Origin of the sequence: Pseudomonas sp. (assembly GCF_049653025.1) — a bacterium.
Taxonomy (GTDB): domain Bacteria; phylum Pseudomonadota; class Gammaproteobacteria; order Pseudomonadales; family Pseudomonadaceae; genus Aquipseudomonas.
In genome coordinates this window covers 48,888-75,696 of the sequence record NZ_JBASFM010000013.1, presented here as the reverse complement: position 1 = coordinate 75,696, position 26,809 = coordinate 48,888, and the positions used below count along the sequence as shown (strand labels likewise).

The 26,809-nt window shown below is 59.4% G+C and carries 24 protein-coding genes and 2 pseudogenes; 8 read left to right on the top strand and 18 right to left on the bottom strand.

The window, feature by feature from the left end:
- From ileS to murJ, 3 genes are all read right to left on the bottom strand, one after another.
- Nucleotides 1-2,832 (bottom strand): isoleucine--tRNA ligase, encoded by a 2,832-nt coding sequence (gene ileS / locus WBK23_RS10415; RefSeq protein WP_424483897.1) that lies wholly within the window; start codon nt 2,830-2,832, stop codon nt 1-3.
- A 35-nt stretch (nt 2,833-2,867) separates the two neighbouring features.
- Entirely contained in the window at nt 2,868-3,794 is a 927-nt protein-coding gene (gene ribF / locus WBK23_RS10410; RefSeq protein ID WP_424483896.1) for a bifunctional riboflavin kinase/FAD synthetase, read from the bottom strand.
- Nucleotides 3,795-3,870: 76 nt separating this feature from the next.
- The gene (gene murJ / locus WBK23_RS10405) at nt 3,871-5,415 is read right to left on the bottom strand and encodes a murein biosynthesis integral membrane protein MurJ (RefSeq protein WP_424483895.1); all 1,545 of its coding nucleotides are present in this window, start codon (nt 5,413-5,415) and stop codon (nt 3,871-3,873) included.
- Nucleotides 5,416-5,593: 178 nt separating this feature from the next.
- On the opposite strand from murJ, the gene rpsT reads away from it, so the two are divergent.
- Nucleotides 5,594-5,872, top strand: a complete 279-nt coding sequence (rpsT, locus tag WBK23_RS10400) for a 30S ribosomal protein S20 (RefSeq protein WP_304866148.1) — start codon at nt 5,594-5,596, stop codon at nt 5,870-5,872.
- A 139-nt stretch (nt 5,873-6,011) separates the two neighbouring features.
- Here the strand turns inward: rpsT and WBK23_RS10395 are convergent, their stop codons facing one another.
- From WBK23_RS10395 to rplU, 5 genes are all read right to left on the bottom strand, one after another.
- Nucleotides 6,012-6,476 carry a CreA family protein gene (locus WBK23_RS10395; protein WP_424483894.1) on the bottom strand — a complete coding sequence of 155 codons (465 nt, stop codon included), beginning with the start codon at nt 6,474-6,476 and terminating at the stop codon, nt 6,012-6,014.
- A 10-nt stretch (nt 6,477-6,486) separates the two neighbouring features.
- Nucleotides 6,487-7,605 (bottom strand): glutamate 5-kinase, encoded by a 1,119-nt coding sequence (gene proB / locus WBK23_RS10390; RefSeq protein WP_424483893.1) that lies wholly within the window; start codon nt 7,603-7,605, stop codon nt 6,487-6,489.
- Nucleotides 7,606-7,673: 68 nt separating this feature from the next.
- The gene (gene cgtA, locus WBK23_RS10385) at nt 7,674-8,897 is read right to left on the bottom strand and encodes an Obg family GTPase CgtA (protein WP_424483892.1); all 1,224 of its coding nucleotides are present in this window, start codon (nt 8,895-8,897) and stop codon (nt 7,674-7,676) included.
- A 168-nt stretch (nt 8,898-9,065) separates the two neighbouring features.
- On the bottom strand, nt 9,066-9,323 hold the full coding sequence (gene rpmA / locus WBK23_RS10380; protein ID WP_003176049.1) for a 50S ribosomal protein L27: 258 nt from the start codon (nt 9,321-9,323) through the stop codon (nt 9,066-9,068).
- A 39-nt stretch (nt 9,324-9,362) separates the two neighbouring features.
- On the bottom strand, nt 9,363-9,674 hold the full coding sequence (gene rplU / locus WBK23_RS10375; protein WP_424483891.1) for a 50S ribosomal protein L21: 312 nt from the start codon (nt 9,672-9,674) through the stop codon (nt 9,363-9,365).
- Between the two features lie 258 nt (nt 9,675-9,932).
- On the opposite strand from rplU, the gene WBK23_RS10370 reads away from it, so the two are divergent.
- Together WBK23_RS10370 and WBK23_RS10365 are read left to right on the top strand one after the other, a co-directional pair.
- Nucleotides 9,933-10,901 carry a polyprenyl synthetase family protein gene (locus tag WBK23_RS10370; RefSeq protein WP_424483890.1) on the top strand — a complete coding sequence of 323 codons (969 nt, stop codon included), beginning with the start codon at nt 9,933-9,935 and terminating at the stop codon, nt 10,899-10,901.
- A gap of 144 nt (nt 10,902-11,045) precedes the next feature.
- Nucleotides 11,046-11,273: a hypothetical protein gene (locus WBK23_RS10365; RefSeq protein ID WP_424483889.1), complete on the top strand. Its 228-nt coding sequence runs from the start codon at nt 11,046-11,048 to the stop codon at nt 11,271-11,273.
- A gap of 89 nt (nt 11,274-11,362) precedes the next feature.
- Here the strand turns inward: WBK23_RS10365 and WBK23_RS10360 are convergent, their stop codons facing one another.
- The 8 genes from WBK23_RS10360 to ettA form a co-directional block, all read right to left on the bottom strand.
- Entirely contained in the window at nt 11,363-11,980 is a 618-nt protein-coding gene (locus tag WBK23_RS10360; RefSeq protein WP_424483888.1) for an FKBP-type peptidyl-prolyl cis-trans isomerase, read from the bottom strand.
- Between the two features lie 99 nt (nt 11,981-12,079).
- Nucleotides 12,080-12,574 carry a TIGR00645 family protein gene (locus WBK23_RS10355; RefSeq protein ID WP_424483887.1) on the bottom strand — a complete coding sequence of 165 codons (495 nt, stop codon included), beginning with the start codon at nt 12,572-12,574 and terminating at the stop codon, nt 12,080-12,082.
- A gap of 203 nt (nt 12,575-12,777) precedes the next feature.
- Nucleotides 12,778-13,107, bottom strand: coding sequence for a hypothetical protein (locus WBK23_RS10350; RefSeq protein WP_424483886.1), 330 nt, complete (start codon nt 13,105-13,107; stop codon nt 12,778-12,780).
- Between the two features lie 198 nt (nt 13,108-13,305).
- Entirely contained in the window at nt 13,306-15,783 is a 2,478-nt protein-coding gene (locus WBK23_RS10345) for a Lon protease family protein (RefSeq protein WP_424483885.1), read from the bottom strand.
- 117 nt (nt 15,784-15,900) lie between these two features.
- Entirely contained in the window at nt 15,901-15,999 is a 99-nt protein-coding gene (locus WBK23_RS10340) for a TraR/DksA C4-type zinc finger protein (RefSeq protein ID WP_424484025.1), read from the bottom strand.
- A 100-nt stretch (nt 16,000-16,099) separates the two neighbouring features.
- Nucleotides 16,100-17,155 (bottom strand): c-type cytochrome, encoded by a 1,056-nt coding sequence (locus tag WBK23_RS10335; RefSeq protein WP_424483884.1) that lies wholly within the window; start codon nt 17,153-17,155, stop codon nt 16,100-16,102.
- Between the two features lie 10 nt (nt 17,156-17,165).
- Complete coding sequence (locus WBK23_RS10330; RefSeq protein ID WP_424483883.1) at nt 17,166-17,756, bottom strand: c-type cytochrome; 591 nt, start codon at nt 17,754-17,756, stop codon at nt 17,166-17,168.
- Nucleotides 17,757-17,911: 155 nt separating this feature from the next.
- On the bottom strand, nt 17,912-19,606 hold the full coding sequence (ettA, locus tag WBK23_RS10325) for an energy-dependent translational throttle protein EttA (protein ID WP_424483882.1): 1,695 nt from the start codon (nt 19,604-19,606) through the stop codon (nt 17,912-17,914).
- A gap of 147 nt (nt 19,607-19,753) precedes the next feature.
- Between ettA and WBK23_RS10320 the strand changes: the two genes are divergently transcribed.
- The gene (locus tag WBK23_RS10320) at nt 19,754-21,019 is read left to right on the top strand and encodes a site-specific integrase (RefSeq protein WP_424483881.1); all 1,266 of its coding nucleotides are present in this window, start codon (nt 19,754-19,756) and stop codon (nt 21,017-21,019) included.
- Nucleotides 21,016-21,741: pseudogene (locus WBK23_RS10315) on the top strand (site-specific integrase); the annotation flags it as partial. The gene WBK23_RS10320 and the pseudogene WBK23_RS10315, both read left to right, overlap by 4 nt.
- 176 nt (nt 21,742-21,917) lie before the next feature.
- Here WBK23_RS10315 and WBK23_RS10310 read toward each other — a convergent pair.
- On the bottom strand, nt 21,918-22,142 hold the full coding sequence (locus tag WBK23_RS10310; RefSeq protein WP_424484024.1) for a BPSL0761 family protein: 225 nt from the start codon (nt 22,140-22,142) through the stop codon (nt 21,918-21,920).
- 188 nt (nt 22,143-22,330) lie between these two features.
- Between WBK23_RS10310 and WBK23_RS10305 the strand changes: the two genes are divergently transcribed.
- The 3 genes and pseudogenes from WBK23_RS10305 to WBK23_RS10295 all read left to right on the top strand — a co-directional run.
- On the top strand, nt 22,331-23,062 hold the full coding sequence (locus WBK23_RS10305) for a hypothetical protein (protein ID WP_424483880.1): 732 nt from the start codon (nt 22,331-22,333) through the stop codon (nt 23,060-23,062).
- 269 nt (nt 23,063-23,331) lie between these two features.
- Nucleotides 23,332-23,691 (top strand): histone-like nucleoid-structuring protein, MvaT/MvaU family, encoded by a 360-nt coding sequence (locus tag WBK23_RS10300; protein ID WP_424483879.1) that lies wholly within the window; start codon nt 23,332-23,334, stop codon nt 23,689-23,691.
- Nucleotides 23,692-23,845: 154 nt separating this feature from the next.
- Nucleotides 23,846-24,002 (top strand): annotated as a pseudogene (locus WBK23_RS10295) (IS5/IS1182 family transposase); the annotation flags it as partial.
- Between the two features lie 16 nt (nt 24,003-24,018).
- On the opposite strand, the gene WBK23_RS10290 reads toward WBK23_RS10295, so the two are convergent.
- Nucleotides 24,019-26,733, bottom strand: a complete 2,715-nt coding sequence (locus WBK23_RS10290; protein ID WP_424483878.1) for an AAA domain-containing protein — start codon at nt 26,731-26,733, stop codon at nt 24,019-24,021.
- Nucleotides 26,734-26,809: the final 76 nt, after the last annotated feature.

Below are 26,809 nucleotides of genomic sequence, written 5' to 3'. Positions count from 1 at the left end.
TTAAGCATAGTGACGCACCTCGCCCGCGCCTTCGATATTGTCCACGCAGCGACCGCAGATTTCCGGATGCGCCGGCTTCACGCCGACATCCTCACGGTGGTGCCAGCAACGTGCGCACTTGGCGTGCCCGGACTTCAGCACTTTCAGCTTGAGGCCGGCGACCTCGGTCACCACCGCATCGTCCGGCGCAGCGCTGAGCGGCGCAAGGCTGGCGGTAGAGGTGATCAGCACAAAGCGCAGCTCGTTGCCGAGCTTGCTGAGGTCGGCGATCAGACTGTCTTCGGCGTACAGGGTCACTTCGGCCTGCAGGTTGCCGCCGATGGCCTTGGCGGCACGCAGGTTTTCCATTTCCTTGTTCACTGCGACCTTGACCGCCATGACCCGCTCCCAGAATTCGCGGCTCAGCTCGAAGCCCTGCGGCAGTTCGCTCAGGCCTTGGTACCAGCCATTGAGCATCACCGACTCATTGCGTTCGCCTGGCAGGTACTGCCACAGCTCGTCGGCGGTAAACGACAGCACCGGCGCGATCCAGCGCACCAGCGCCTCAGCGATGTGGAACAGCGCGGTCTGGCAGGAGCGCCGCGCCACGCTGTCGGCGGCGGTGGTGTACTGGCGATCCTTGATGATGTCGAGGTAGAAACCGCCCAGCTCCTGCACACAGAAGTTGTGCACCTTCTGGTAAACGTTCCAGAAGCGGTAGCTGTCGTAAGCTTCCTCGACTTCGCGCTGCAGCAACAGGGCGCGGTCGACTGCCCAACGGTCCAGCGCCAGCATGTCTTCAGCCGGCAGCAGATGCTGCGCCGGATCGAAACCGCTGAGGTTGGAAAGCAGGAAGCGCGCGGTGTTGCGGATGCGCCGGTAGGAGTCGGCGCTGCGCTGCAGGATGACCTTGGACACGGCCATCTCGCCGGAGTAGTCGGTGGACGACACCCACAGACGCAAGATATCGGCACCCAGGCTGTCATTGACTTCCTGCGGCGCGACCACGTTGCCCAGAGACTTAGACATCTTGCGGCCGTTCTCGTCGACCACGAAGCCGTGAGTCAACAGCTCCTTGTACGGCGCATGGCCATCGATGGCAGCCCCGGTCAGCAAGGAGGAATGGAACCAGCCGCGGTGCTGGTCGGAGCCTTCCAGGTACAGATCGGCACGCGGGCCCGACGCATGGCCCAGCGGGTGCGAGCCGCGCAGCACGTGCCAATGGGTGGTGCCTGAGTCGAACCAGACGTCCAGGGTGTCGCTGATCTTGTCGTAGTCGGCAGCCTCGTCACCCAACAACTCGGCAGCGCCCAGCTTGAACCAAGCCTCGATGCCCTCTTGCTCGACACGCTTGGCCACTTGCTCCATCAGCTCGGCGGTGCGCGGGTGTAACTCACCGCTGGCTTTGTGCAGGAAGAACGGGATCGGCACACCCCAGTTACGCTGACGCGAGATGCACCAGTCCGGACGACCGGCGATCATGCTGTGCAGGCGCGCCTGGCCCCAGGCCGGAACGAACGCGGTCTGCTCGATGGCGCTCAGTGCGCGCTCGCGCAAGGTGCCACCCTCATTCGGCTGCTTGTCCATGCCGACGAACCACTGCGCGGTGGCGCGGTAGATCAGCGGGGTCTTGTGCCGCCAGCAATGCATATAGCTGTGCTGGATAGGTTCGTGCTTGAGCAGGCAACCCACCTCGTCGAGTTTGGCGACGATATTCGGGTTGGCCTTCCAGATAAACTGGCCACCGAAGAACGGCAGCGACTCTACGTAGACGCCATTGCTCTGCACCGGGCTGAGAATATCGTCGTTGCTCATGCCGTAGCCCTTGCAGGAACGGAAGTCGTCCTCGCCATAGGCAGGGGCCGAGTGAACGATGCCGGTACCGGCACCCAGTTCGACGTATTCAGCCAGGTACACCGGCGAGAAGCGCTCATAGAACGGGTGACGGAAGCGGATCAACTCCAGGGCCGCGCCCGGGGCGATCGCCAGCACTTCGCCTTGCAGGCCGTAGCGCACCAGGCTGCTCTCGACCAGCTCCTCGGCCAGTACCAGCAACTTGTCGCCGGTATCGACCAGGGCGTAGTTGAACTCAGGGTGAACGTTGAGCGCCTGATTGGCCGGAATGGTCCACGGCGTAGTGGTCCAGATCACGATGCTGGTCGGCTTGCTCAGGCCGGCCAGACCGAAGGCGGCGGCCAGCTTGTCGGCATCTTCAACCGGGAAAGCCACGTCGATGGCATCCGACTTCTTGTCCTGGTACTCGACTTCAGCTTCGGCCAGCGCTGAGCCGCAATCGAAACACCAGTTGACCGGCTTCAGGCCCTTGAACACGAAGCCCTGCTTGACCATCTCGGCCAGCGCGCGGATCTCCCCGGCCTCGTTGGCAAAGTCCATGGTCTTGTACGGGTTGTCCCAGTCACCGAGCACACCAAGGCGGATAAAGTCGGCCTTCTGCCCTTCGATCTGCTCGCCGGCATAGGTGCGGCAGCGCTCGCGGGTCAGGTCGGACGGCTGATTCTTGCCAAAGGTGGTCTCGACCTTGTGCTCAATCGGCAGGCCGTGGCAGTCCCAACCCGGCACATAGGGGGCGTCGAAGCCAGCCAAGGTCTTGGAGCGGGTGATGATGTCCTTGAGGATCTTGTTGACCGCATGACCGATATGGATGCTGCCGTTGGCATAGGGAGGGCCGTCGTGCAGGACGAACTTCGGCCGGCCTTCGCCTTGCGCGCGCAGCTTCTGATACAGGCCAATCTCGTTCCAGCGCTGCAGAATCTGCGGCTCGCGCTGCGGCAGGCCAGCCTTCATCGGGAACTGGGTATCAGGCAGATTTAGCGTGGCTTTGTAATCGGTCATGTCAGGCTCTTCGTAAGCGGTTGGCACTAATGTGTTTAAGTGCGCCAGTGGGCACGGGCGGCGGCAATATCGGCAGCAATTGCCGCTTTCAGTGCCTCGAGTGAGGCAAAACGCTGCTCATCACGCAGCTTGTGGTGGAAAGCCACCGTCAAACGCCGGCCATATAGATCACCGGCAAAGTCCAGCAAATGCACTTCCAGGTGGGCACTGCCATCACCCGCAACACTCGGTCGCACGCCAATATTGGCCACGCCGGGCCAAGGCTGGCCGTCCACTTCGGTGCTGACCAGATAGACCCCGGTCAGCGGTACGCGTTTGCGCTTGAGCTGCACGTTGGCCGTTGGCGCATTCAGCTGGCGACCGAGTTTCTGCCCATGCAACACCCGCCCGGCGATCTGAAACGGCCGACCCAGCAGGTGTTCGGCCAGGACGAAGTCGCCTGCAGCCAGCGCTTCGCGCACACCGGTGCTGCTCACGCGCACACCATCCAGCTCGACCGTGCTCGCGGCCTCGACGCTAAAGCCTTCGCGCGCGCCAGCGGCGGCCAGAAAGGCAAAATCCCCGGCGCGATCACAGCCAAAGCGGAAATCGTCACCGACCTCCAGATGCTGCACACCCAAACCATCGAGCAATACTTGCTGCACGAACGCCGCCGCACTCAACTCACGCAAACGCGGGTTGAAGGCCAGGCACAGCACCCGATCAACCCCTTCGGCGGCCAGCAGCGCCAGCTTGTCGCGCAAACGGGTCAGCCGCGCCGGGGCCGCTTGCGGAGCAAAGAACTCACGTGGCTGCGGCTCGAAAATCACCACACAGCTGGGCACGCCGAGCTCAAGCGAGCGCTCACGCAAACGCGCCAAGATGGCCTGATGGCCACGATGGACGCCGTCAAAATTGCCGATGGTGGCGACACAGCCCCGATGCTGGGGCCGCAAATTGTGTAGGCCTCGAACCAGCTGCATAGCGCGCTTCTTGCTCATAAAGTGGTCGATTATACGCACACCAGACAGCAGACAACAGGCGGCAAATCAGCCGCGCTCAGACTGCGCTGCGCCGCGCAAAGTCGCGCAAGCGAAAGCCCAGCAGCGCCAATACGGCCAAATAGACCAGCATGCCCACACCAACCAGCCCCCCCAGGCGCAACAAACGCCAGAGCATTGTGCCATCCGCCCAAGCCGGCAGCTGCTGCATGGCCAGCAGCAGCACCGCCACCATCGCTAGCAACGCCAGCAGCAGCTTGCCGAGGAACAGCGCCCACCCCGGTTGCGGCTGGAACATGTCGCGCTTGCGTAGCTGCCAGTACAACAACCCAGCATTCAGACAGGCGGCCAGGCCGATGGCCAGCGCCAGGCCGGCATGGGCCAGGGGAATCACGAAGATAAACAGCAGATTCATCGCCTGGGTCGCCAGCAGCGTCACCAGGCCGATACGCACGGGAGTCTTGATGTTCTGCTGGGCGTAGAAGGCCGGCGCGAGAATTTTCACCAGAATGATCCCGACCAACCCCAGCGAGTAAGCAATCAAGGCGCGCTGGGTCATCAAGGTGTCGTCAGCGGTGAACTTGCCGTACTGGAACAGCGAGGCGATCAGCGGCTCAGAAATAATCGCCAAGGCCACCGCACTGGGCAGCGCCAACACCAAACAGAGGCGCAAACCCCAGTCGAGCAGCTTGGAATAGTCTTCGCGACTGGCTCCAGAATGGGTTTTCGACAAGGCCGGCAACAGAATGGTCCCCAGCGCCACGCCGAGCACACCGGCCGGCAGCTCCATCAAGCGGTCGGCGTAATACATCCAGGACACTGAACCGGCGACCAGAAAGGAGGCGAAAATCGTATTGATGATCAGCGAAATCTGGCTGACCGACACGCCGAAGATCGCCGGCCCCATCTGCTTCATCACCCGCCATACGCCGGTGTCCTTGAGATTCAGCCGAGGCAACACCAGCATGCCGATCTTGTGCAGATGCGGCAGCTGAAACAGCAACTGCGCCAGCCCTCCCACCAGCACAGCCCAACCCAAAGCCATTATCGGCGGATCGAAATAGGGTGTCAGAAACAGGGCAAAGACGATCATGCTGATATTCAGCAAGGTCGGTACAAAGGCCGGCACCGAGAAGCGATTCCAGGTATTGAGCACCGCCCCCGCCAGCGAGGACAGGGAGATCAGCAAGATATAAGGAAAGGTGACCCGCAACAGATCGGTGGTCAGCTCAAAACGCTCCGCCTCATCGGCAAAACCTGGCGCGGACGCCCAGACAATCCAAGGCGCGGCGAGAATGCCGATAAAGGTCACCAGCGCCAACACCAGGGTCAGCAGGCCCGTGACATAAGCCAGGAACGTGCGCGTAGCCTCATCGCCCTGCTGGGTTTTATATTCGGCCAGAATCGGCACAAAGGCCTGGGAAAACGCACCCTCGGCAAAAATACGGCGCAGCAGATTAGGCAGCTTGAACGCCACCACAAAGGCGTCCGAGGCCACGCCAGCGCCGAAGGTGCGGGCGATGATGGTGTCGCGCACAAAGCCCAATACACGCGAAAGCATGGTCATGGAGCTGACTGCGACCAACGACTTGAGCAAATTCATGTAATATCCCGGCTTCCGCAAACAAGCACTGGCGCGCAAAGGCGACGAGTGTAGCGGTCTGCCACTGGTCAGGCCAGCACAGGGAAAAGCCAACAGGCTTGACAGCACTCCCTCATATCGGCATGATTCGCGGCCTTATTTGTTTGTAACCCCCAGAATTTTTTCGAGGAGCTTGACGGTGGCCAATACACCTTCTGCCAAAAAACGCGCAAAACAGGCTGAGAAGCGTCGTAGCCATAACGCCAGCCAGCGCTCGATGGTTCGTACTTACATCAAGAACGTCGTCAAGGCTATCGAAGCCAAAGACGTAGCTCTTGCAACGACTGCTTACACCCTGGCTGTGCCGGTAATCGACCGTATGGCCGACAAAGGCATCATCCACAAGAACAAAGCAGCTCGTCATAAGAGCCGCCTGAATGGCCATATCAAGGCCTTGAGCGAAGCTGCAGCAGCCTAAGCTGTTAGCGACACGCTGCTAGTTCTTGAAAAACCGGCTTAACCGCCGGTTTTTTATTGCCTAGAAAAAGTCTGACCGCCATTTATGGCAGCCATAAGAAAGCCCGAAGCGGATTCGGGCTTTTTGCTTCAGGCCTGACTCAGGGCTTATCCGGCCAAGGCAGAATCGGAATGGCCGTCACCGCATTTTGCGGACTGCCCTCGATCACCCGATCGCTGTAGACCAGATAAACCAGGGTATTGCGCTTCTTGTCGAAGAAACGCACCACCTGCATGGTCTTGAAAACCAATGAGGTGCGCTCGCGAAACACCTCGTCGCCCTCCTTCAGTTCAGCCTTGAAACTGATCGGCCCAACCTGACGACAAGCAATCGAGGCCTCGGCGCGATCCTCAGCCAAACCCAGACCACCCTTGACACCACCGGTCTTGGCCCGCGACAGGTAACAGGTCACCCCTGCCACCTGCGGATCATCAAAGGCCTCGACCACGATCTTGTCGTTTGGCCCCATAAACTTGAACACCGTCGACACCTCGCCGACCTGCTCAGCCGATGCAAGCAGCGGCAACGCCACCAGCGCGCCCAACAATCCCTTTACCACTCGCATACGCCTCTCCTCAGACCAGGATCAAATTATCTCGGTGCACCAACTCAGGCTCGTCGACGTAGCCAAGCAGCTTTTCGATAGCATCCGACGACTGGCCGATGATTTTTTGCGCTTCAAGCGCACTGTAGTTGGCCAGGCCGCGCGCGATTTCACGCCCATCCGGACTGACGCACACCACCATTTCGCCGCGACGGAAACTGCCCTGCACCGCCTTGACACCTACTGGCAGTAGGCTTTTGGTGCCGGTACTCAGCGCCCTTACCGCGCCCTCGTCGAGCACCAGCGTGCCGCGCGTTTGCAGATGCCCAGCCAGCCACTGCTTGCGCGCCGCAAGCATGCCACGCTCGGGCGCCAGCAAGGTACCCAGGCGCTCGCCCTGACGCAGCCGCGCCAGCACCTGCTCGATCGCACCGCCGACAATCACCGTATGCGCACCGGAACGGGCCGCCAGACGCGCCGCACGCAGCTTGGTCTGCATACCGCCACGCCCCAGCGCACCACCGACACCACCCGCCACAGCATCCAGCGCCGGATCATCGGCGCGCGCTTCAAAAATCAGCTCAGCATCGGGGTTATGCCGCGGATCGGCGTTATACATGCCGTCGCGATCCGTGAGGATCACCAGCAGATCCGCCTCGACCAGGTTGGCCACCAGCGCCGCCAGGGTGTCGTTATCGCCAAAGCGGATCTCATCGGTAACCACGGTGTCGTTCTCGTTGATCACCGGCACCACATCCAGATCCACCAAGGTGCGCAGCGTGCTGCGCGCATTCAGGTAGCGCTTGCGATCCGACAGATCGTCATGGGTCAGCAGAATCTGCGCCGTGCGCCGGCCATGCTCGGCAAAGCTCGACTCCCACGCCTGAATCAGCACCATCTGGCCAATCGCCGCCGCTGCCTGCAACTCATGCATGGCGCTCGGTCGCGCGACCCAACCCAGCTTGCTCATGCCAGCCGCCACCGCACCGGAGGACACCAGCACCAGCTCCACGCCCTGCTCACGCAGCGCAACCATCTGCTTGACCCACACCGCCATCGCGGCACGATCCAGACCACGCCCATCGGCGGTCAGCAGCGCACTGCCAATCTTCACTACCCAGCGCTGCGCACCGGTTACCTTGTCACGCATGATCTTCCAACCCCAGCAGCGACCTGTGATTACAAAAACGCCGCAATTAAGCGGCGTTTTGTAGTTGCTTAATCCCGGACGTAAATGATTTCCGGGCCATCCTCTTCGTCTTCCTCATCCCAGAAGCTGTCGTCTTCATCGACATCGCCGACCGCCTTGACCCCGGAACGACGCAGCGCACGCTTATCGTCCAGCGCCTGCAGCTGGGCGCGCGCCTCGTCTTCGATGCGCGTATCCAGCTCGGCCAACTCGGCCGCGTACTCTGGGTTTTCCTGAATGCGTTCAGCGCGCGCCTCAAGGAAGTCCATGATGTCATAACAGAGCTTCTCAGTACCCTGGCGCGCCAGGGCAGAAACCACATACACCGGACCTTCCCACTCGATCCGCGCGACGATTTCAGCAATACGGGCTTCCTGCTCCTCATCGAGGATCTGGTCGGCCTTGTTCAGCACCAGCCAACGCTCACGCTCAGCCAGCGACGGGCTGAACTTGGTCAGCTCATCAATGATGGTGGCTGCCGACTCGGCCGGATCGGTCAGATCCAGCGGCGCCATATCAACCAGGTGCAGCAACAGACGGGTACGCGACAAGTGCTTGAGGAAGCGAATACCCAGGCCAGCACCATGGGAAGCGCCCTCGATCAACCCCGGAATATCGGCAACCACGAAGTTTTTGTAGCGATCGACACTGACCACACCCAGGTTTGGCACCAGGGTGGTGAAGGGATAGTCGGCGACTTTCGGCTTGGCGGCCGACACAGAGCGGATAAAGGTGCTCTTACCGGCATTCGGCAAACCGAGCAGGCCGACATCGGCCAACACCTTCAATTCCAGCTTGAGATCGCGCGCCTCGCCCGGTTTGCCAGGCGTGGTCTGTCGCGGCGCACGGTTGGTACTGGACTTGAAACGGGTGTTACCCAGACCATGCCAACCACCCTGCGCCACCATCAAACGCTGACCAGAGCGAACCAGATCGCCAATCACCTCCTGAGTACCGGCATCGATCACCGTCGTACCAATCGGCACCGGCAGGATCAGGTCCTCACCTTTGGCACCGGTACAGTCAGTGCTGCCACCCTTCTCACCATTCTGCGCTTGGAAGCGACGGGTATAGCGGTAGTCCACCAGGGTGTTGAAGTTATCGACCGCTTCGATATACACCGAGCCGCCATCACCACCATCACCACCGTTTGGACCGCCTTTCTCGATGAACTTTTCACGACGAAAAGCCATCATGCCGTTACCGCCGTCGCCGGCTTTTACAAAAATCGATACTTCATCGACGAATTTCATGGGTACGCCTCCCGCAACTGGGCGGGTTATCTAAAACGGAAAACACTAGGTTCTTGCAAAATTGACCTGCATTCAAAGCGAACGCTAACACCCAGGACAGTTTGGCAAGAACCCCAAGAAACAAAAAAGCCCCGTCGCATGGACGGGGCTTTCCCAGCAGTCGCGCAATTAAGCCGCAACGACGCTCACGTAACGGCGGTTGAACGCGCCTTTTACTTCAAACTTGATCACGCCTTCGATTTTCGCGAAGAGGGTGTGATCTTTACCCATGCCTACGCCGTAACCGGCGTGGAACTGGGTGCCGCGCTGACGCACGATGATGTTGCCAGGAATGATTTTCTGGCCGCCATACATCTTCACGCCAAGGCGTTTGGCTTCTGAGTCGCGACCGTTGCGGGTACTACCGCCAGCTTTTTTGTGTGCCATGAGTTCAATACTCCTATTAAGGGATTAGACCGAAACGAATCAGGCCTGAATACCGGTGATTTTGATCTCGGTGTACCACTGACGGTGGCCCTGACGCTTCATGTGGTGCTTACGACGACGGAACTTGATGATGGTGACCTTGTCGTGACGACCTTGAGCGATCACTTCAGCAACAACCTTGGCACCTTCAACAACCGGAGCGCCGATTTTAACGTCGTCGCCATTGCCGATCAGCAGAACACGGTCGAAAGTCACAGCTGCGCCAGTGGCCAGCTCGAGTTTCTCGACCTTGAGGAATTCGCCTTCGGTGACTTTGTATTGCTTGCCACCAGTAACAATTACTGCGTACATGGTAAATCTCCGTTAATCCTGCTCACCCAGCGCTTTATAGGAATAAGTGTCGACTGGCATGGCTGCTTGGGGCCGGAAGGACACCCTTGCAATTGCGTAAGGCAGGGAAATACCCAGGGGGAAGTTCAGGGTGCGCGATTGTACGCAAGCATCCAGCGCGACGCAAGGCCCTGCCGCCTCCACCCAAGCCACTCGCCTTGACAGCCCCTACCCTGCCCCCTAGCATGCCGCGCAACCCATGAGCAGCAGGTGCCAGCGATGCAACCCCAGGTTTTCTACCGCGTGGTGGCGGATGATTTTACCGCCGTCGACGGCATCATCCGCGCCCAACTGGTGTCACGCGTACCGCTGGTAGAGAAAATCGGCGACTACATTATCTCCGCCGGCGGCAAACGCCTGCGTCCGCTGCTGGTATTGCTCAGCGGCAAGGCCCTCGGCCTTGAAGGCGACAACCTGCGCCTGCTCGCCGCCACCATCGAATTCCTGCACACCGCAACCCTGCTGCACGACGACGTGGTCGACATGTCCGACATGCGCCGCGGCCGCAGCACCGCCAATGCACAGTGGGGCAACGCGCCCAGCGTGCTGGTCGGCGACTTCCTCTACTCGCGCTCGTTCGAAATGATGGTCGAGCTCGGCTCCATGCCGGTGATGAAGATACTCTCCAAGGCCACCCGAGTGATAGCCGAAGGCGAAGTGCTGCAGCTGTCGAAGATTCGCGACGCCAGCACCACCGAAGAAACCTATATGGAAGTCATCCGCGGCAAGACTGCCATGCTCTTCGAGGCCTCAGCCCACAGCGCCGCGGCCCTGGCCGGCGCCACCGCCGAGCAGACCGAAGCCCTGCGCACCTTTGGCGACCACCTCGGCGTGGCCTTCCAACTGGTCGACGACCTGCTCGACTACAAAGGCGACGCCACCACCCTGGGCAAGAACGTCGGTGACGACCTGGCCGAAGGCAAACCGACTCTGCCGCTGATCTACACCATGCGCGAAGGCACCGCCGAACAGGCTGCCCTGGTGCGCCAAGCGATCCAGAAAGGTGGCATCGAGGATCTGGAAAGCATCCGCAATGCCGTGGAAGCCGCCGGCGCTCTCGAGTACACCGCCCAACAAGCGCGCACCTACGTCGAACGCGCCATCGCCTGCCTGGACGCCCTGCCAGCCAGCGAATACCGTGATGCGCTGGTCGAGCTCAGCCGCTTTGCCGTGGCCCGCACACACTGACGCTTGTCGCGCCAGGCAAGAGCCCGTCCATGTGACGGGCTTTTTTATGCACGACATTGTTTGCACGACGGAAGGCAGCGATTAATCCTTGCTATAAATATAATAAGAATTATTCTCATCTGACCATTTGAAGGGAGATGAGTCATGACCTATTTGATCGACGCCTGGCTGGATCGGCCACAGCCCTATCTGCGCATTCTCAATCGCGATACCGGTGAAGTGTGCGCGGTGCTCAAGGAGGATGCTCTGGACGAGCTACGCGATCAGGGTGACCTGGATCTGCACGAACTGAGTTCCAGCGAGCCACTGGTGCTCAAGGAGTTGGTGCGCAATCTGTTCCTCTACTGCTACGCCCGGGCATTGCGCCCATGAAGTCGGCAGCCTAAATGCATCGCGGGCATGGCCGCTCCTACCTGTCTAGCGTAGGAGCGGCCATGCCCGCGATAGGTACAACTGCAGCGTTAGAGAACGTCGAGCAGCTCTACGTCGAACACCAGCACGCTGTGCGGCGGGATGCTGCCCACGCCTTGCGCGCCGTAAGCCAGCTCGCTCGGCACGTACAGGCGCCATTTGCTGCCGGCATTCATCAGCTGCAGGGCTTCGGTCCAGCCGGCGATCACGCCACCCACTGGAAACTCCGCCGGCTCGCCACGATCGTAGGAGCTGTCGAACACGGTGCCGTCGATCAGGGTGCCGTGGTAGTGAGTGCGCACGCTGTCTTCGCGGGAAGGCTTGGCACCTTCACCGGCGGTCAGCACTTCGTACTGCAGGCCGGAAGCCAGAGTGGTGATGCCATCACGCTTAGCGTTGTCAGCCAGGAAAGCCAGGCCAGCGCCAGCAGCCGCTTCGGCTTTAGCCTGAGCTTCGGCCTGCATGATGTCGCGGATCACTTTAAAGCTGGCCGACAGCTCAGCTTCGCCAACACGGCTTGGCTGGCCGGCGAAGGCGTCGGTCAGGCCCGCCAGGATGGCGTCCAGGCTTACACCCGGCGGCGGGTTGTCGCGCAGCTGACCACCCAGTTGGCGGCCGATGCCGTAGCTGACGCGGGTTTCGTCAGTCGAGAGATTGATGTCGGACATAGCACGGCTCCGCTAGGGGCTGAAAAAAGGGCGGCCAGCCTAGCACAATCACTGCGCCAGCTCTAACCGCAAGCCGCCCCGTACAAAGGCGAAAGACACTCAGTGCTCGTGCTTGGTCAATTTGTCCAGGTAGCCCATGGCGAAGGCCGAGATCACGAAGGTCATATGGATAATCACGTACCACATCAGGTATTCCGCCTTGATGTTCTGCGCATCCATAAACACCTTGAGCAGGTGGATCGAGGAAATGGCCACGATGGAGGCGGCCACTTTCATCTTCAGCGAGCCGGAGTCCATCTTGCCCAGCCAGCTGAGCTTCTCCTTGCCGTCGTCGATGTCCAGTTGCGAAACGAAGTTCTCGTAACCGGAAATCATCACCATCACCAGCAAGCCGCCAACCAGAGCCATGTCGATCAGCGACAGGATCACCAGAATCAGGTCGGCCTCAGCCATCGCGAAGACGCTGGGAATGATGTGAAAGATCTCCTGGAAGAACTTCAGCGCCAATGCCAGCAAGCCGAGTGACAAGCCGAAATAGATCGGGGCCAGCAGCCAGCGGGATGCGTACATCGCGTTTTCGATAAAACGTTCCATGGTGTCTCACAGCGGTTTGGAAAGTGCCGGCGAGTATACCCAGCCGTGTGTTGCAGACAAAGCCGCAAGGGCGGCGCGAGGTTATCCCCGCGAACTGTGGATAACCCTGTGCGGGGTCTTTGGATTAATCCCGCGCGCCTAGGCGCAATCGGCCCTGCCCGACAGCGGACAAAAGCTGATCAACCTGCCGGTCAGGTTTGCGCCTAGAACTGGTAATGGCCCAGATGACGACCGCGCTCGGCATTCACGCGGCGCAGTTCGGCCTGAATATGCAAACGCCAGATCGGCGGTTCAGTGCACGGCTCATAGCCCATGCCCAACAAGCTTTCGGCAATTCCCTCGAGCACGTCTTCGGCGACACAAGGCCCGTGGAATGGGCCTTGCGCCTTGACCGTAGAGGGTTGTGCACCCGACATACCAGCGGCGCAGATCAGCGTCCAGAGCCCGTTGTTGCCGGCCAGCGGCAGCACCACGCATTCGATGCGGGTATCCAGACCCAAGCAGTGACGGGTGAGATTGAGGTGGCGCGACATGACGGCGACCCTCTCGGGAGCAGATCTTCAGCCTACACCCGAGAGCGCGCCAGTGGGAAGCCGGCAGTTATCCCCGCCAACTGTGGATAACTGTGTGGATGAAGTGAGGAAAAGCCGCCCGCAGCCAGGCGCACTGGCGGGCGGCGCAATTCGCTCAGTGACCGATCAGCCACCGGGCGAACTGCCGGCTCGGGCCGGTCATTCCACCACAGGCTTTTTCGCCCGCGGCTTCTTCTCCTTCGCTGCCGCAGCAGGCTTTTCCGGCTTGGCCTCATCCTTCTTTGGCTCGTCCTTTTCCTCTTCTTCCATACCCATGGCGGCAATATCGCGCAGGCGCTCAACCACCCGGGCATTGACGCTGCCGGCCGGGAACTGGCCCTCGGCATTCGGCGAACCGGCATCCGCGCCGACCAACAGGCTCAGCGCCTCGTCGACCTGACGCACCGCATAGATATGGAACTGCCCGGCGCGCACCGCTTGCAGCACCCGCTCATCAAGCATCAGGGTGGTGACGTTGGAGTGCGGGATGATGGCACCCTGCTCGCCGGTCAGGCCGCGGGCCTCACACAGGCGGAAGAAACCCTCGATCTTCTCGTTGACCCCGCCGACCGCCTGCACCTCGCCGAACTGGTTGATCGAGCCGGTGATGGCGAAACACTGCTTGAGCGGCGTACGCGACAAGGCCGAGATCAGCGTGCAGACCTCACCGAGCGAGGCGCTGTCGCCGTCGACATAGCCGTAGGACTGCTCCAGGGCGATGCTCGCGGAGATTTCCAGGGGGAATTCCTGGGCGTAACGGCTACCCAGGTACCCGGTGAGGATCATCACGCCCTTGGAGTGGATCGGCTGGCCGAGATTGACCTCGCGCTCGATGTCGACGATGCCGCTGCCGCCCGGATAGACCGTGGCGGAGATGCGCGCCGGCACACCGAAGGCCGAGTCACCGACTTCCAGCACGGTCAGGCCGTTGCACTTGCCCACCGCCGCACCGGCGGTGTCGATCAGGATGATCCCAGCCAGCATGTCATCGATGATCCGCGCCGAGACGCGGCCGGTGCGAGTGGCCTTGGCCTTTAGCGCACGCTCAATATGTCCGGCGTCGGTCACTTCATCCCCAGCCAGGCTGCGGATAAAGTCGGCTTCACTGACCAACTGGAACAGGTCACCAATACGAGCCGACAAACGCCCCTGGTGCTCGGCCAGGCGCGCGCTGTAGGTCGCCACCCGCGCTACAGCAGCGGCGGTCAGCGGTGCCATGCCCTCTTCCGAGGTGCGGGTCTTCATCAGCTGGGCGAACTGCTCCAGGCTGTCGTCAGCCAGCGGGATATCCTCGTCGAAGTCGACCAGGACGCGGAACATCTCCTGGAAGTCCGGATCGAGGTCCTGCAGCGTGTAATACAGCTGGCGCGAGCCGATGATCACCACCTTGAGGTGCAGCGGAATCATCTGCGGGGTCAGGGTCACGGTGGCGATGCGGCCGAGGTCGCCGAGCGGCGACTCCATCTTCAGCTGGCGCGATTGCAGGGCGCGCTTGAGCGCATCCCAGACGAATGGCTCACCGAGCATCTTCTCTGCTTCAAGAATCAGGAAGCCGCCGTTGGCGCGGTGCAGCGCACCGGGACGCAGCTGACGGTAACTGGTGTAGAGCGCGCCCTGGTCGGTGTTGTATTCGATACGGCCGAACAGATTGTCGTAGGTCGGGTGCGGTTCGAACACCACCGGCGCGCCGCCCTGGGCGTGATGACCGACTACCAGGGTCGGGCAGTATTGCTCTTCGAGCAGCTTGCGCGTCTGCGCATCGGCCTTCTCGACTTCGACCAACTGATCGACCACGGTTTTCAGCAGGTTGACCTGCACCGCCTGCAAATACGCGCAGACCTCGGCGTTTTCCGCGTACTTCTGCGACAGCGGCGTCAGCAGCGGCTGCAGGGCGACTGTGATGGTTTCTTCGTTGAGCTGACGCAGCAGGTTGCTCGACTCGCGCTTCCACTGCGGCAGGCTCGACAGCTCCTCGTTGAGGCGCTCCTCGAGGGTGGCGATATCGGCATGGAAGCGCTCGCGCTCGGCTTCCGGCAACTGGGCGAACTCGGCCTCATCCAGCGCCTTGCCATCGAGCATCGGGGTAAAAGCGATATTGCTGCTGTCGCGATAGAGGGCGACCTGTTTCTCCAGCGACAGCCGCTCGACCACATCCAGCGCTTGGTCGTAGCGCTTGTTGAAATCGCGGTCGATGGCGTTCTTCTTCTGCTGGAACGAGGGATGCTCGAACACCGCCGGGAAGGTCGCCAGCAGGTTATCGATCAGGCCGTTGATGTCGGTGAGAAAGTCGCTGGCAGTGCCGGACGGCAATTCCAGCGCACGCGGCTCGCGCGGCTCGTCGAAATGGTTGACGTAGACCCGATCGGCCGGGGTCTCCAGGCGCTTGGCTTCGGCCTTGAGGTAGCGTTTGACGAAGGAGAAGCGCCCGGTGCCGGGCTCGCCCATGACAAACACGTTGTAGCCGGGGCGCGGCATCGCCACGCCGAACTGCAGCGCCTCGACGGCACGCTCCTGGCCCAATACGCCACGGAAGGGCTCCAGGTCTTCGGTATTGCTGAAGTTGAACTGCTCAGGGGAGAAGGGACGGGTAAGTGCTTCAGGTGCCAACCGCAAATGGGCTGCGACGGAGTCTGGCATTGGAAATCCTTGGACGGGGGCCTGGGGGAAATCATGGCCGCATCGGCCCGCATCCACAAGCCATAAGCTCAATCACGCACCTGTCCGCTAATAGCTAGACGGCAACCACGCCCATGATCAGTTAGCACTGCTTTGCATATCGGCACAGCCCAAACAATATTCGGCAGCAAGTATGGCCTGCAAGCGCGCCGCACTGATGGCCTCGCCACAGCGCAGGCACCAAGAAAAACGGAGCCTTACGGCTCCGTTTTACCGTGCGACACGGACAGACTCTCAATAGCGCAAACCGGCGCGCCGCTCTACGCCAACCACTGAACTAGGGCTGAACACCCGCAGGGTAGGCTTTGCTGCCCAGCGTGACCCCATCCACCGTTTTGCCGTAGTAACCCTCGTCATCGCCGTGGAACTTCGCTGCGGTGCCTGCCAGGTCACCGGTGTAGCGCGGGTCCTGCGGGCGTTCGCGGCTGTTGATAAAGGCCGCTACGTCCCAGGCCTGCTGTGGATTGAGCTGAACGCCCTTGCCCAGCGGCATGTTCTCGAAGATGAAGGTGGCAGCGGTGTTGACCCGGTGCATGCCAGCACCCCAGTTGTAGGACTGCGCGCCCCACAGTGGCGGGAGTACCGGCGCGCCAGCCATCGTGCGGCCCTCACCCTGCGCGCCATGACAGACCGAGCAGTACTCAGCGTAAACCTTCTCGCCCCGCTCCGGCGAAGGCTCCTGAGCAGGCTTGGCCAGAGCCGCGAAGGCACGCCCCGGCATCTTGTCGCGCCCGGCCATCTTGACCCTGTCGTTCAGGGGACCGGGTAACGCGAAGGATGCGTCATTACCACCCTGCTGCAGTAGTTTGTCAGAGAGTTCAGGCACCGGCTTGTCCTGCATGCCGAACATATCCAGTAATCCACCCATCAGCAGCCAGTAGGAATAGGCGGACATGGCCACCAGCTCGGGGGAGTCCAGTGCCGGGGCCTTGCCATTCATTGAGTAATTGAAACAGCCCTGGATGCGCTCGGCGAAGCTGTTGACCCGGTTGTCCTTCTTGCGAAAGGCCGGGTACGCCAGGTAGGCCGCCCACATGGGGGCCGCATAGGCCTTAGCCCCGGCATCCAGGTGGCAGTTGGTGCAGTTGAGCTGATTGCCGACATAGCGCCCCTTGAGCTGCTGGGTATCGACAAACAGCTCGTAGCCCTTGCGCACCTTGTCGCCAAAAGAGCCCTGGGGGATCTGCGTCAGGTCGCGCGGCACGAAGTAGTGCATGTCAGCCGCCTTGGGCTGCACCGAAATCTCTTCCTGCATGTCCGGGACGTAGTCCTCGGCATGGCCCAGCTGAGCAACACACAGCAGCAACGCCAGACAAACCTTGTCGATCTTCATCGTGCATCCCTCAACGAATAGCGGCCAGGTATTCGGCCAGTGCCTGGATTTCATCCGCTTTCAAGCGGCCGGCGATGGCGACCATCATGTTGCCCGGATCGCCCTTACGCTCGCCTTTTTGCCACGCCTGCAACTGCCCCGCCAGGTAGCTGGCCTGCTGCCCGGCCAGACGCGGGAAAGGCCCGCCTCCCACGGCGGATGGGCCGTGACAGCTGTAACAGGCCGGAATATTGCGTAGCAGATCGCCCTGGTAATAAAGTTTCTGCGCCGCCGACGTCGGTATTTTCTGACCGCGCAACTGCGGCTTGGGCATCTGCCCTTGGGCCTCGAAATAGGCCGCTACCGGCTTGCGCAGCTGCGGGTCGGCATAGTTCTGCGCCATCATGCTCATCAACTCGCTATGCCGGTCCCCGGCAATAAAGCGCGTGATCTGCGCATCGATATACTCGGCAGACAACCCCGCCAACACCGGCCCCAGCGCTGTGCCCTCACCCTGCGCGCCATGGCAGGACACACACACCTGCGCCTCGGCCGGTGGTTGCGCCGAGGCCTCTGCGGCCAGCAAGGCCAACGCAGCGGTGAATATTGCGGTTATACGCATCACTCCCTCCCCTTCATCCGTGTACTTATAATCCCGAGAGCATAGGCTAGCTCGCATAGCATGCAGCTCCAAGCAACAGACTCGCAGCGTAATCAGCACGTATTGCAAGCCAATAAAAACGGGGCCCGCAGGCCCCGTTTTTATTGCGACTGACGCTACTGCGCCAATTTCTTGTAACGCACGCGGTGCGGCTGGGAAGCCGCATCGCCGAGGCGTTTCTTACGGTCGGCTTCGTACTCGGTGTAGTTGCCTTCGAAGAACTCGATATGTGAGTCGTCTTCGTACGCCAGGATGTGGGTCGCCACGCGATCCAGGAACCAGCGATCGTGAGAGATCACAATGGCCGCGCCCGGGAAGTCGAGCAGTGCCTCTTCCAGCGAACGCAGGGTTTCCACGTCGAGGTCGTTGGACGGTTCGTCCAGCAGCAGCACGTTGGCACCCTCTTTCAGGGTCAGCGCCAGGTGCAGACGGCCACGCTCACCACCGGAGAGGTCCTTGACGAACTTCTGCTGGTCGCCGCCCTTGAAGTTGAAGCGACCCACGTAGGTACGCGACGGCACTTCATAGTTGCCAATCTTGATCATGTCGGAGCCGCCGGAGACGGCTTCCCACACGGTCTTACTGCCGTCAAGGTCGTCGCGGCTCTGGTCGACACAGGCCATCTGCACGGTTTCACCGATTTCGATGCTGCCCGAGTCCGGCTGCTCCTTGCCCATCAGCATGCGGAACAGGGTCGACTTACCGGCACCGTTACCGCCGATCACGCCGACGATGGCACCCTTGGGCATGCTGAACGACAGGTTGTCGATCAGCGCGCGGTCGCCGTAGCCCTTGCCGACGCCCACGAAGTCGATGACCTTGTCGCCCAGACGCGGGCCGACCGGGATATAAATCTCGTTGGTCTCGCTGCGTTTCTGGAATTCCTGCGACTGCATTTCCTCGAAACGCTGCAGACGCGCCTTGGACTTGGACTGGCGGGCTTTCGCGCCTTTGCGCACCCATTCCAGTTCTTCCTTCATGGCCTTTTCATGGGCCGACTGCTGCTTGGACTCCTGGGCCAGACGATCCGACTTGGCTTCCAGCCAGCCGGAGTAGTTGCCCTCATAAGGAATGCCGGCACCGCGGTCGAGTTCGAGAATCCAGCCGGCGACGTTATCCAGGAAGTAACGGTCGTGCGTGATCGCGACCACGGTACCCGGGAAGTCGTGGAGGAAGTGCTCCAGCCAGGCCACCGAGTCGGCGTCCAAGTGGTTGGTCGGTTCGTCGAGCAGCAGCATGTCCGGGGCCGACAGCAGCAGGCGGCACAGGGCTACACGGCGCTTCTCACCACCGGAGAGGAATTCGACCTTGGCGTCCCAGGCCGGCAGACGCAAAGCGTCGGCGGCGACTTCCAGTTGACGCTCGAGGTTGTGGCCATCGCTGGTTTGCAGAATGGCTTCGAGCTTGGCCTGTTCGGCAGCCAGTTTGTCGAAGTCGGCATCCGGTTCGGCGTAAGCGGCATACACTTGATCAAGACGGGCCTGGGCATCCTTGATCTGGCTGACCGCTTCTTCGACCACTTCACGCACGGTCTTGCTCGGGTCGAGCTGCGGCTCCTGCGGCAAGTAGCCGATATTCAATTCAGGCATCGGCCGCGCTTCGCCATCGAACTCGGTGTCGACGCCGGCCATGATTTTCAGCAGGGTGGATTTACCCGAGCCGTTGAGGCCGAGCACGCCGATCTTGGCGCCAGGGAAGAACGACAGGGAGATGTTCTTGAGGATTTCCCGCTTCGGCGGCACTACTTTGCCGAGCCGATGCATGGTGTAGACGTATGAGCCTGTTTTTCCTGATTTGTCACTTTTGGACATAATTGTACTCGCCTTTAATCCTGTTTTTTCAGTGCTTTATGGTAGCGACAAGCGCTTAAATTCTGGAAAGCAAAACGTTAGGTTTTGCGCTGACCTTAACTTGTTCCTGACTATACTTATAAAAGTTATTTTTTATGAGGGAGCAATATGGGTTTCCAGGTCATAGAGCAGGTGGTGAATGGTGCTCGTAGAAAGCTGCTGGTGCAAGACTACATCCCGGTTTACTACCCCAACCTCTACATGACCATGGAGCACTCGGGCAGAGCCCTCGAAACGACCAAGAAGTACCTTGAGCATCTGGTTGTGCTGGAGCAGTTTCTGGCCTTTTCCTCCATTGATTTGATTTCTCACCTCGAACAACGCCCTCACAGCCAATACCTGACAGACAGTGAGCTTTCTAGGTTTGTGTCGGATGCGGGGTTTAGCAAGGAAACCCTGGCCATGAAGTATGCGGGGATGCATTTGCATCCGACTGCCTACATCTCCGTTGGCAAAGTCCATGCGCGGCAGCGAATCGAGGCGGTACGCGACTACCTGTCCTTCCTCTATGACAAGTTGGGTGATCACTCAACACGATATGAGGCGGTTGACGATGTGAAGAAGCGCATCAACCGCAAGATCAAAGCGGCCAGCCCTGCGTGGAAAAAAACGCGAACGGACGAAATGAAGGGGCTTACGAGTCAGGAGCGAACTCGCTTGCTGGAAATAATGCATCCGGATAGCGCCGAGAACCCCTTTTCAGATGAAGCCATCAGGCTGCGTAACTACATCATTTTGCTGTTGGGTCTCGACATGGGGCTGCGACGCTCCGAGATGCTGCTGATCAAGACTAGCGATATTCACTGGCACAGTCGTCAACTAGCGGTGGTCAACCTGGAGGATGAGAGCCTCGATCCACGAACGATGGCCCCGCAATTCAAAACCCACGAGCGCATGCTGGTGATGACTGACGACCTGTATGACGCAATCACTGAGTACGAATCGAAATATCGCAACAGAAAGCCCCGTAGCGGCACATCGCAAGCGAGAAGCCATCCGTTTTTGCTGGTGGCGCACAAGCGAAATGAGGGCGGACCTCTGACCATCAAAGCAGTGGATGGCGTTCTGCCCAGGGTCCGAGAAACAGCACCGGAACTGGCTCATGTGCACCCGCATATTCTGAGGCATGACGCGGTCTACACGATGCTGGAAAGCATGCGTGAGGAACTGGCAGCGTTCACGCCGGAGGATCGCACCACGCAAGTTCAAAAGACCCTGACATACATGTTCGGCTGGAGTCCCGATTCGGACATGCCCGGCCGCTACGGCGCGAAATTCTGGAAGGAAGAGGCAGACAAAGCGATACAGAAACGGGCCGAGCGGTTAAAGGCCAACCGTCAGAAGGCCGGCACGACACAAGGAGGTTCAGAGTGAACATTGCCGTCGAAGCACTTCAGGCACCCACGAAAATCACCCTAGATACGTGGCTGAACACGCCTCGCCTAGCGAAATGTGGGAAGGTGTTCACACCCGCCGAACCAATGTGGAAACCGGATCAATCGGCTAATCATTCAGTCAACTGGAAAGCGGCTGTTGCCTGCGTCTCGCTAGATTGGCAGCCTTGGTTGCACGCCGCCCTGGCGTACCGAATGGCCGATATGGCAGCGGGCACGGTTGCTAGCGCCGCCAGTGGGTTGTCGCGGGCTGCACAAGCCGGGCTTGACCCGCTCAACGAGGATCACCTGATCGATCTGCGGGAGCGCTGTAACCGTTCTGAGTTTAGTGTCATTGCCTCTTTCATGGCGTTTTGGCACGACTGCGAATCCCTCGAACAGCGCCCGTCGCAACCCCTTATCGATGCCTACCAGGCACTGCCTAGGAACAAGAAATCCAGCCACGATGTGATCCTCAGCCTGGACCCCGAACAAGGCCCGTACACGCAGGTGGAGCAGGACGGTCTGTACCAATGGATACATGAGCAGTTTTGTCACGGTCAGTTAGATCCCGAGCAGTACCTTTACCTGCGCTTGTTGATGATTTATGGGCCGCGAGGCACTCAGGCGCGAGCGCTGGTTTTTGGTGATTTCACGAAGAGCGATCAGGGCTGCAAGGTCAGGATGCCCTGGGCAAAGCAAAGATGGGACGAGGGAGGTTGGTGTAGGGGCCAGAAGATTTAATACGACCTGCTGGTTAAAGTTGATATCCAGGGCCGGTTAAAGCTGAACACTCCGCTGGCAAGTTTAAAGGCTAGTCTGCAGCAGTGACCTGAATCAAGTTGACCTAGAACCTATGGTTATTGCAGAGACTCAGCAGCCTACCTGTAGTCATAACCCTAACAGGTAAAAGTAGAGCTGAAGACAGGCCCTACAGCCCCTATAGGCAAGGTTTCCGACTGCTCCTCTATTCGGCCAGCTAGCACAACATCATCTCGCGTTGGAAAATGGCGCAGCAAAAACCGGGCATCACGGCGCACTTTGTCTGGCAAGGTACTGTCTCTGGACAGCTCAACAAGAAAGGCTCGGCCCTGTACTACGGCACGAGAGCGCTCATTAGGCATTGTCATTTCTACCTCCTCTGATATCCGCGGCGAATACCGCTACCAACTGGGCATGCGTACATCTGCAGACTCTAGCAACAGCCTTGCCTGGGTTTTAGACGGGCTGAATTGGCTCCTGACCTGCGCCTTCCATAGCATCTGACTTAGCGGCACTATCTAGCTTTGTGTCGATCAGCAAGGAAGTAAAGATGTTGAAGGCTCGCTATAACAGCCTTAACGGTTTATATGTGACACCTGAAAAATTCATGGCGCTCGCAGGTCCTGATTTTCGAGCTAGAGGTATTTTTCCTTACTGCCCGAGCTGCAAGGAGCGGGTAGATCCATATGGAGTTCACAGCCCGAACGTTCGCTCCAGGTTCGATCATCAGAATCTAGCGGAAGGTGTGGATCCGCTAGATGACTGCCTTGAGGCCAACCGCTCAGACCGGTTCAGGGGGATGCATGCAGATGACTGGGATGACGAAAGGGGGATTGCTCTTCGAGAGCAGTTTTTTGAGACGGAGAATTTGAAACAAACCTATGGATTCTGCTTAGCTCTTTGCCGGAAAGGAAATCTTAGCGCTGTAGACTTCGCTGCCTTAATCAGAAGAGCTGATCGGAAAAACATATGGGCTTATAAAGACATTCCTCTATGGATAATACCTTATGTGCTTCTGACCCTAGGAAATTTTGGACTTACTGCTACGACGCAATACGCATTTCACTTTGTGCTTAAAAAAAGTAAAGCCAAGTCGCTGTCGGAGCTCTGGGCAGAACCTGAGAAACCATTCTCCCTCTGCAAGGTCTTTTCGAACTCCGGAGAAGAGATCAGAACCTCTGGAAATCCTTGGCCTATTAGTCATCAATTTATTGCGGAAACCGCTGGGGATACCTCATGGATGCATCAAAAGCTAATAGATGCCTTTGGGAAGGCTAGATAACACGAGCGAGGTCTCATCATATATTCAACAGTCTCATCCACTACTGCCTCGCTCGGCTGCACCCACACCCAATTAGCCATCACCGTTCCTCTTTAAAAAGCCTTCAGGCCTCACAGGTAATATCGGGTCGTTAACTACCGGTTTCTCAAGGGTTGTTTCTGGCCGGTAGTGGGCAGGTCATACATCTCAGATAAGCTCTTTCTCTCGGAGATGGCTCGCAGTAAAGTGTCGCAGATTGCTCCCCCCCCTAAAAAACAAAAGGTTGATTCATGTCCAAACTTGCTGAATTCAAAGCGCTTGAAGCCCAACTCGCAGCCCAACTAAAACAGCTTGATGAGCTGAAGAATGACGGTGGTCTGAAGCGTGAGATCGAGTTCGAGGAAAAACTCCGCAAGCTGATGGCTGAGTACGGCGTCAGCCTGAAAGGCATCATTGCTCTTCTAGATCCGCAAGCCCGCGCGAATGTAACTGCCTCAGCACCTCATAGCCAGCGCCGGCAACGCCAGGTCAAGGTATACAAGAACCCAGAAAGCGGGGAGGTAGTGGAGACCAAAGGCGGCAATCACAAAGTATTGAAGGCTTGGAAAGAGCAGTACGGTTCTGAGAAGGTAGAGGGGTGGCTGCAATAAGTCAGCGGCCTAAATGATGAGGCCAGGAATTGCCTGGTTCTTCTTTTAAAACGCATTTTCATAGCTGCTTTCGGCCAAGAACTGCATGTTGGAACCGGCAGGAATTGGCCAGAAGTGGAGGCTAGAGCAGAGAAATAAATCCGTCCCCTTTACCCAAGTGCCCAATCATTCGACTCTTTTCGAAGAGTCGCCACAGACGTTTTCATGACAGCGATCTGTTCCGCTGGTTGTTCAATGAGGTGCTGTGGCGCTGCATGGTGGCCTGCCTGGTCAATGGCGAAGGTTTCGCCGTCGTCGCCGGCTTGACCCGGACGGGTTGGTCCCACCTTATACGCCGGGCGTCGGGCTGGCCCACTGGGCGATGAAGTCGCCGATACTTTCCTCGATGCGGCTCTCGACCGTGCACAGGCGCAGAATGTGAATGCCGCTTTTCGCTAGGACGCCATTCTTTAAGGCGTCCCGCGCCGTCTGGTCGGGCCGGTCGTGGGAGCCGCCATCGACCTCGATTACCCCCACCGGGATCTTGCCTACCTTGAAATAGATCACGAAATCGCAACTGGCGCGTGCCATGAAGGTCCGCTCGCGGTCTGTCCAATCCTGGTTACTTGGCGATGCGATCTGATTCAACTTGATCTGCGCGTGGTACATCAATGACTGGTACGCCGGGGCGGACAGCGCCTCGCGCAGCAATTGCGCCACGATTTGCTCGGATTTGTAGCGGGAGTCTTCAGGCCGCAGGCGGGCGTCCAAGCGCGCCAGGGACAGGTCAAACTCCCGATACAGCAAGTCGAAGGCCGATACCACGGGGGCGCGAATGACCTGCTCCTCCTGCGCGTAATAGGTGACGTAGCGCATCAGAGCCGCGATGTTACCGTTGTTGCCGGTGAACACCTCGTCGCCCGTCACCAGTGTGAAGCGGTGCTTGGCCCGCGACACCGCCACGTTGATCATGCGTGGGTCATCGACGAAATCCAGGCGTTTACGCTCTTGGTTGTAGCGCTTCTTGTCTAACACGGTGGAGAAAACGATCTCGTCGCACTCTCGGCCCTGGAACTTGTGCACGGTGTCCCTGACGAAATCCGTTGGCAGGTGTGTGCCGGAGAGGTTGACCTGGGCCCGAAACGGCGCGATGAAACCGCGGCCATCGCCATCCAGACCGACCGGCTCACCCTCGTTCTCAAGCAGTTTAAGCAGAGAGTCCAGCTCGCGAAGGTTGACGTTCTGGCGAGCATGATTGCCCTTGGCAGTCACCACCAGACGCAGCGGCTCTTCGCCCTTGTCCTCGGTCATCGGTACCAGTGCGTTGTTATAGAACTGCTGGTTGCAGAACTGAATGATCCTGGGATGGCAGCGGTAATGCTCTTTAAGCAGAGTTCTGGGAAGCGCCTCCTTGAACACGCTGATGCACGAATCGAGCAGGCTGTAGCGCTCGCAATCGTAGGCCTCAGCGGGTGCCTGCAGGCCCAGTGCCACGGGAATGTGCGCCAACTGGCGGTTGTCACCGACGACTATCAGATTCCTCGCGCAGCCCAGCGCTAGGATGCCCGGCACGATGTCCTGCAGCGAGGCTTCGTCGATGATCACGTAGTCGAGGATTGCCCCCGGTGCGATCGAATTGACGATGGAGTGCGTGCCGCTGCCCAGAATCGGGAAGCGCTGCATGAAAACGTCGAACTGCTTTTGATCTTGGTACGTCTTGGTATCGAAGCTTTCCGATGGCCGCGCCTGGCGATGTAGATGCTGCTTCAGGTGGCGCATCGATGCCGTTTTCAACTCCTCCAGCAAGACCGTGAAATTTCCGCGTGCTAGCGATTCACGACACTCCTGTAGCTCCGCTTCCTTATCTTGCAACGCCTTGTCGTAATAGTGCATCTGCAGGGCATGAAAGACGGACAGGCGCGCGTCGCCCTGAGCGAATGGCTTGGCACGGAAAATCCTGAAGTTGAACAGCAGCTCGACGCGATCCTTGAGGTGGATGCGCTGCTCACCGAGATGGGCCAGATAGGCCATCAAGTCCGCGGTCTTGCGCGGCGACAGTCCGTACCTGTCCAGCGAGACGGTTGCCTGCACGCCGCTGTCTATCTGCCATTGCTGCAGGTAGCGCCGCTCGATAGTCAACTCATCGAGCTCGACCTGCAGTTGCGCCGCCCGATTGTGATCGTGCAAGTGCTGCTTCAAGCGGGCTAGCAAGGCTTGAATCTCCTCCAGAGTCGGAGCAGGTTCAGGTTCGCTCAATGGCCATGGCGGCAGGTCAGCGAAGAAGTCCTTGCGGTTGTCCTGGTTGCCGAGTTTGGCGATTAGATGGCCCAGGCCGCATTTTTCCAGCTTCTCATAGACGTTTTCCACCGCCGCATTGTTGTTGGACAGCACGGCAACCGTCTGTCCACGCAGCAGGATATTGGCGAGGATATTGAGGATGGTCTGGGTCTTGCCGGTTCCTGGTGGGCCCTCGATCACGCTGACCTGCGCGCGAAAGGCTTGCTCGACCGCCGCGAGCTGGCTCTCGTTCAGCCCGAACGGATAGATAAGCCCCTGGCCCGGCGTCAGCGTACCATTGCGCCCCGTGCAATAGGCCTGCAAGGCGGTGTCGGCACTGGCGGGCAGTTTTTCCAATTGGCGCACGACATTGGCGGCGATCTCACGGTCAGTCTTCGACTCGGCGCGATCCTGTCGGGCATGCGCCACAGCTGAGAAATAGTGGAAGACCGGCGCGTCTTTCATCGTTGTCGGCGCGGTAAGGGCGATGCCGTCCATCTTGTAGACGTAGGGCTGATCCGAATTTCGATGAAACACTACGGCATAGCGTTCGCCATAGATCGTCGCCTTGGCGATGGGGGTGGCAATCGTGCTGCCAGGCTTGGTCAGCAACATCTCGCCCAGCTCGCGGCAGGGCGAGATAACGCAGTCATCGAGTGCGTGTGCGACCTTGCCCTTTTTTAGATAAGAGCACTTCAGTTGCAGACCTTTGTGCTTATCGCTCCAGATCGACCAGTTGGTGATCTCTGCGGTCTTGTCCTCACCACCCACCTGAATCGAAACCATACATCCCTTATTCGTGTGCGCACGGCATCCCTTCGCGCCTCAAGGCGAACATCGAATGCCGTTAATTCTCCAGTAA

Excerpts from the sequence above, each read along its gene's own strand:
- WBK23_RS10395 (WP_424483894.1), bottom strand. The coding sequence starts at position 6,476 with ATGCGAGTGGTAAAGGGATTGTTGGGCGCGCTGGTGGCGTTGCCGCTG.
- WBK23_RS10290 (WP_424483878.1), bottom strand. The coding sequence starts at position 26,733 with ATGGTTTCGATTCAGGTGGGTGGTGAGGACAAGACCGCAGAGATCACC.
- cgtA (WP_424483892.1), bottom strand. The coding sequence starts at position 8,897 with ATGAAATTCGTCGATGAAGTATCGATTTTTGTAAAAGCCGGCGACGGC.
- WBK23_RS10305 (WP_424483880.1), top strand. The coding sequence starts at position 22,331 with ATGTTGAAGGCTCGCTATAACAGCCTTAACGGTTTATATGTGACACCT.
- rpmA (WP_003176049.1), bottom strand. The coding sequence starts at position 9,323 with ATGGCACACAAAAAAGCTGGCGGTAGTACCCGCAACGGTCGCGACTCA.
- WBK23_RS10355 (WP_424483887.1), bottom strand. The coding sequence starts at position 12,574 with ATGGAACGTTTTATCGAAAACGCGATGTACGCATCCCGCTGGCTGCTG.
- ribF (WP_424483896.1), bottom strand. The coding sequence starts at position 3,794 with ATGCAGCTGGTTCGAGGCCTACACAATTTGCGGCCCCAGCATCGGGGC.
- WBK23_RS10320 (WP_424483881.1), top strand. The coding sequence starts at position 19,754 with ATGGGTTTCCAGGTCATAGAGCAGGTGGTGAATGGTGCTCGTAGAAAG.
- WBK23_RS10370 (WP_424483890.1), top strand. The coding sequence starts at position 9,933 with ATGCAACCCCAGGTTTTCTACCGCGTGGTGGCGGATGATTTTACCGCC.
- WBK23_RS10310 (WP_424484024.1), bottom strand. The coding sequence starts at position 22,142 with ATGCCTAATGAGCGCTCTCGTGCCGTAGTACAGGGCCGAGCCTTTCTT.
- WBK23_RS10365 (WP_424483889.1), top strand. The coding sequence starts at position 11,046 with ATGACCTATTTGATCGACGCCTGGCTGGATCGGCCACAGCCCTATCTG.
- ileS (WP_424483897.1), bottom strand. The coding sequence starts at position 2,832 with ATGACCGATTACAAAGCCACGCTAAATCTGCCTGATACCCAGTTCCCG.
- WBK23_RS10345 (WP_424483885.1), bottom strand. The coding sequence starts at position 15,783 with ATGCCAGACTCCGTCGCAGCCCATTTGCGGTTGGCACCTGAAGCACTT.
- murJ (WP_424483895.1), bottom strand. The coding sequence starts at position 5,415 with ATGAATTTGCTCAAGTCGTTGGTCGCAGTCAGCTCCATGACCATGCTT.
- WBK23_RS10335 (WP_424483884.1), bottom strand. The coding sequence starts at position 17,155 with ATGAAGATCGACAAGGTTTGTCTGGCGTTGCTGCTGTGTGTTGCTCAG.
- proB (WP_424483893.1), bottom strand. The coding sequence starts at position 7,605 with ATGCGTGACAAGGTAACCGGTGCGCAGCGCTGGGTAGTGAAGATTGGC.
- WBK23_RS10360 (WP_424483888.1), bottom strand. The coding sequence starts at position 11,980 with ATGTCCGACATCAATCTCTCGACTGACGAAACCCGCGTCAGCTACGGC.
- ettA (WP_424483882.1), bottom strand. The coding sequence starts at position 19,606 with ATGTCCAAAAGTGACAAATCAGGAAAAACAGGCTCATACGTCTACACC.
- WBK23_RS10330 (WP_424483883.1), bottom strand. The coding sequence starts at position 17,756 with ATGCGTATAACCGCAATATTCACCGCTGCGTTGGCCTTGCTGGCCGCA.
- rplU (WP_424483891.1), bottom strand. The coding sequence starts at position 9,674 with ATGTACGCAGTAATTGTTACTGGTGGCAAGCAATACAAAGTCACCGAA.
- WBK23_RS10350 (WP_424483886.1), bottom strand. The coding sequence starts at position 13,107 with ATGTCGCGCCACCTCAATCTCACCCGTCACTGCTTGGGTCTGGATACC.
- WBK23_RS10300 (WP_424483879.1), top strand. The coding sequence starts at position 23,332 with ATGTCCAAACTTGCTGAATTCAAAGCGCTTGAAGCCCAACTCGCAGCC.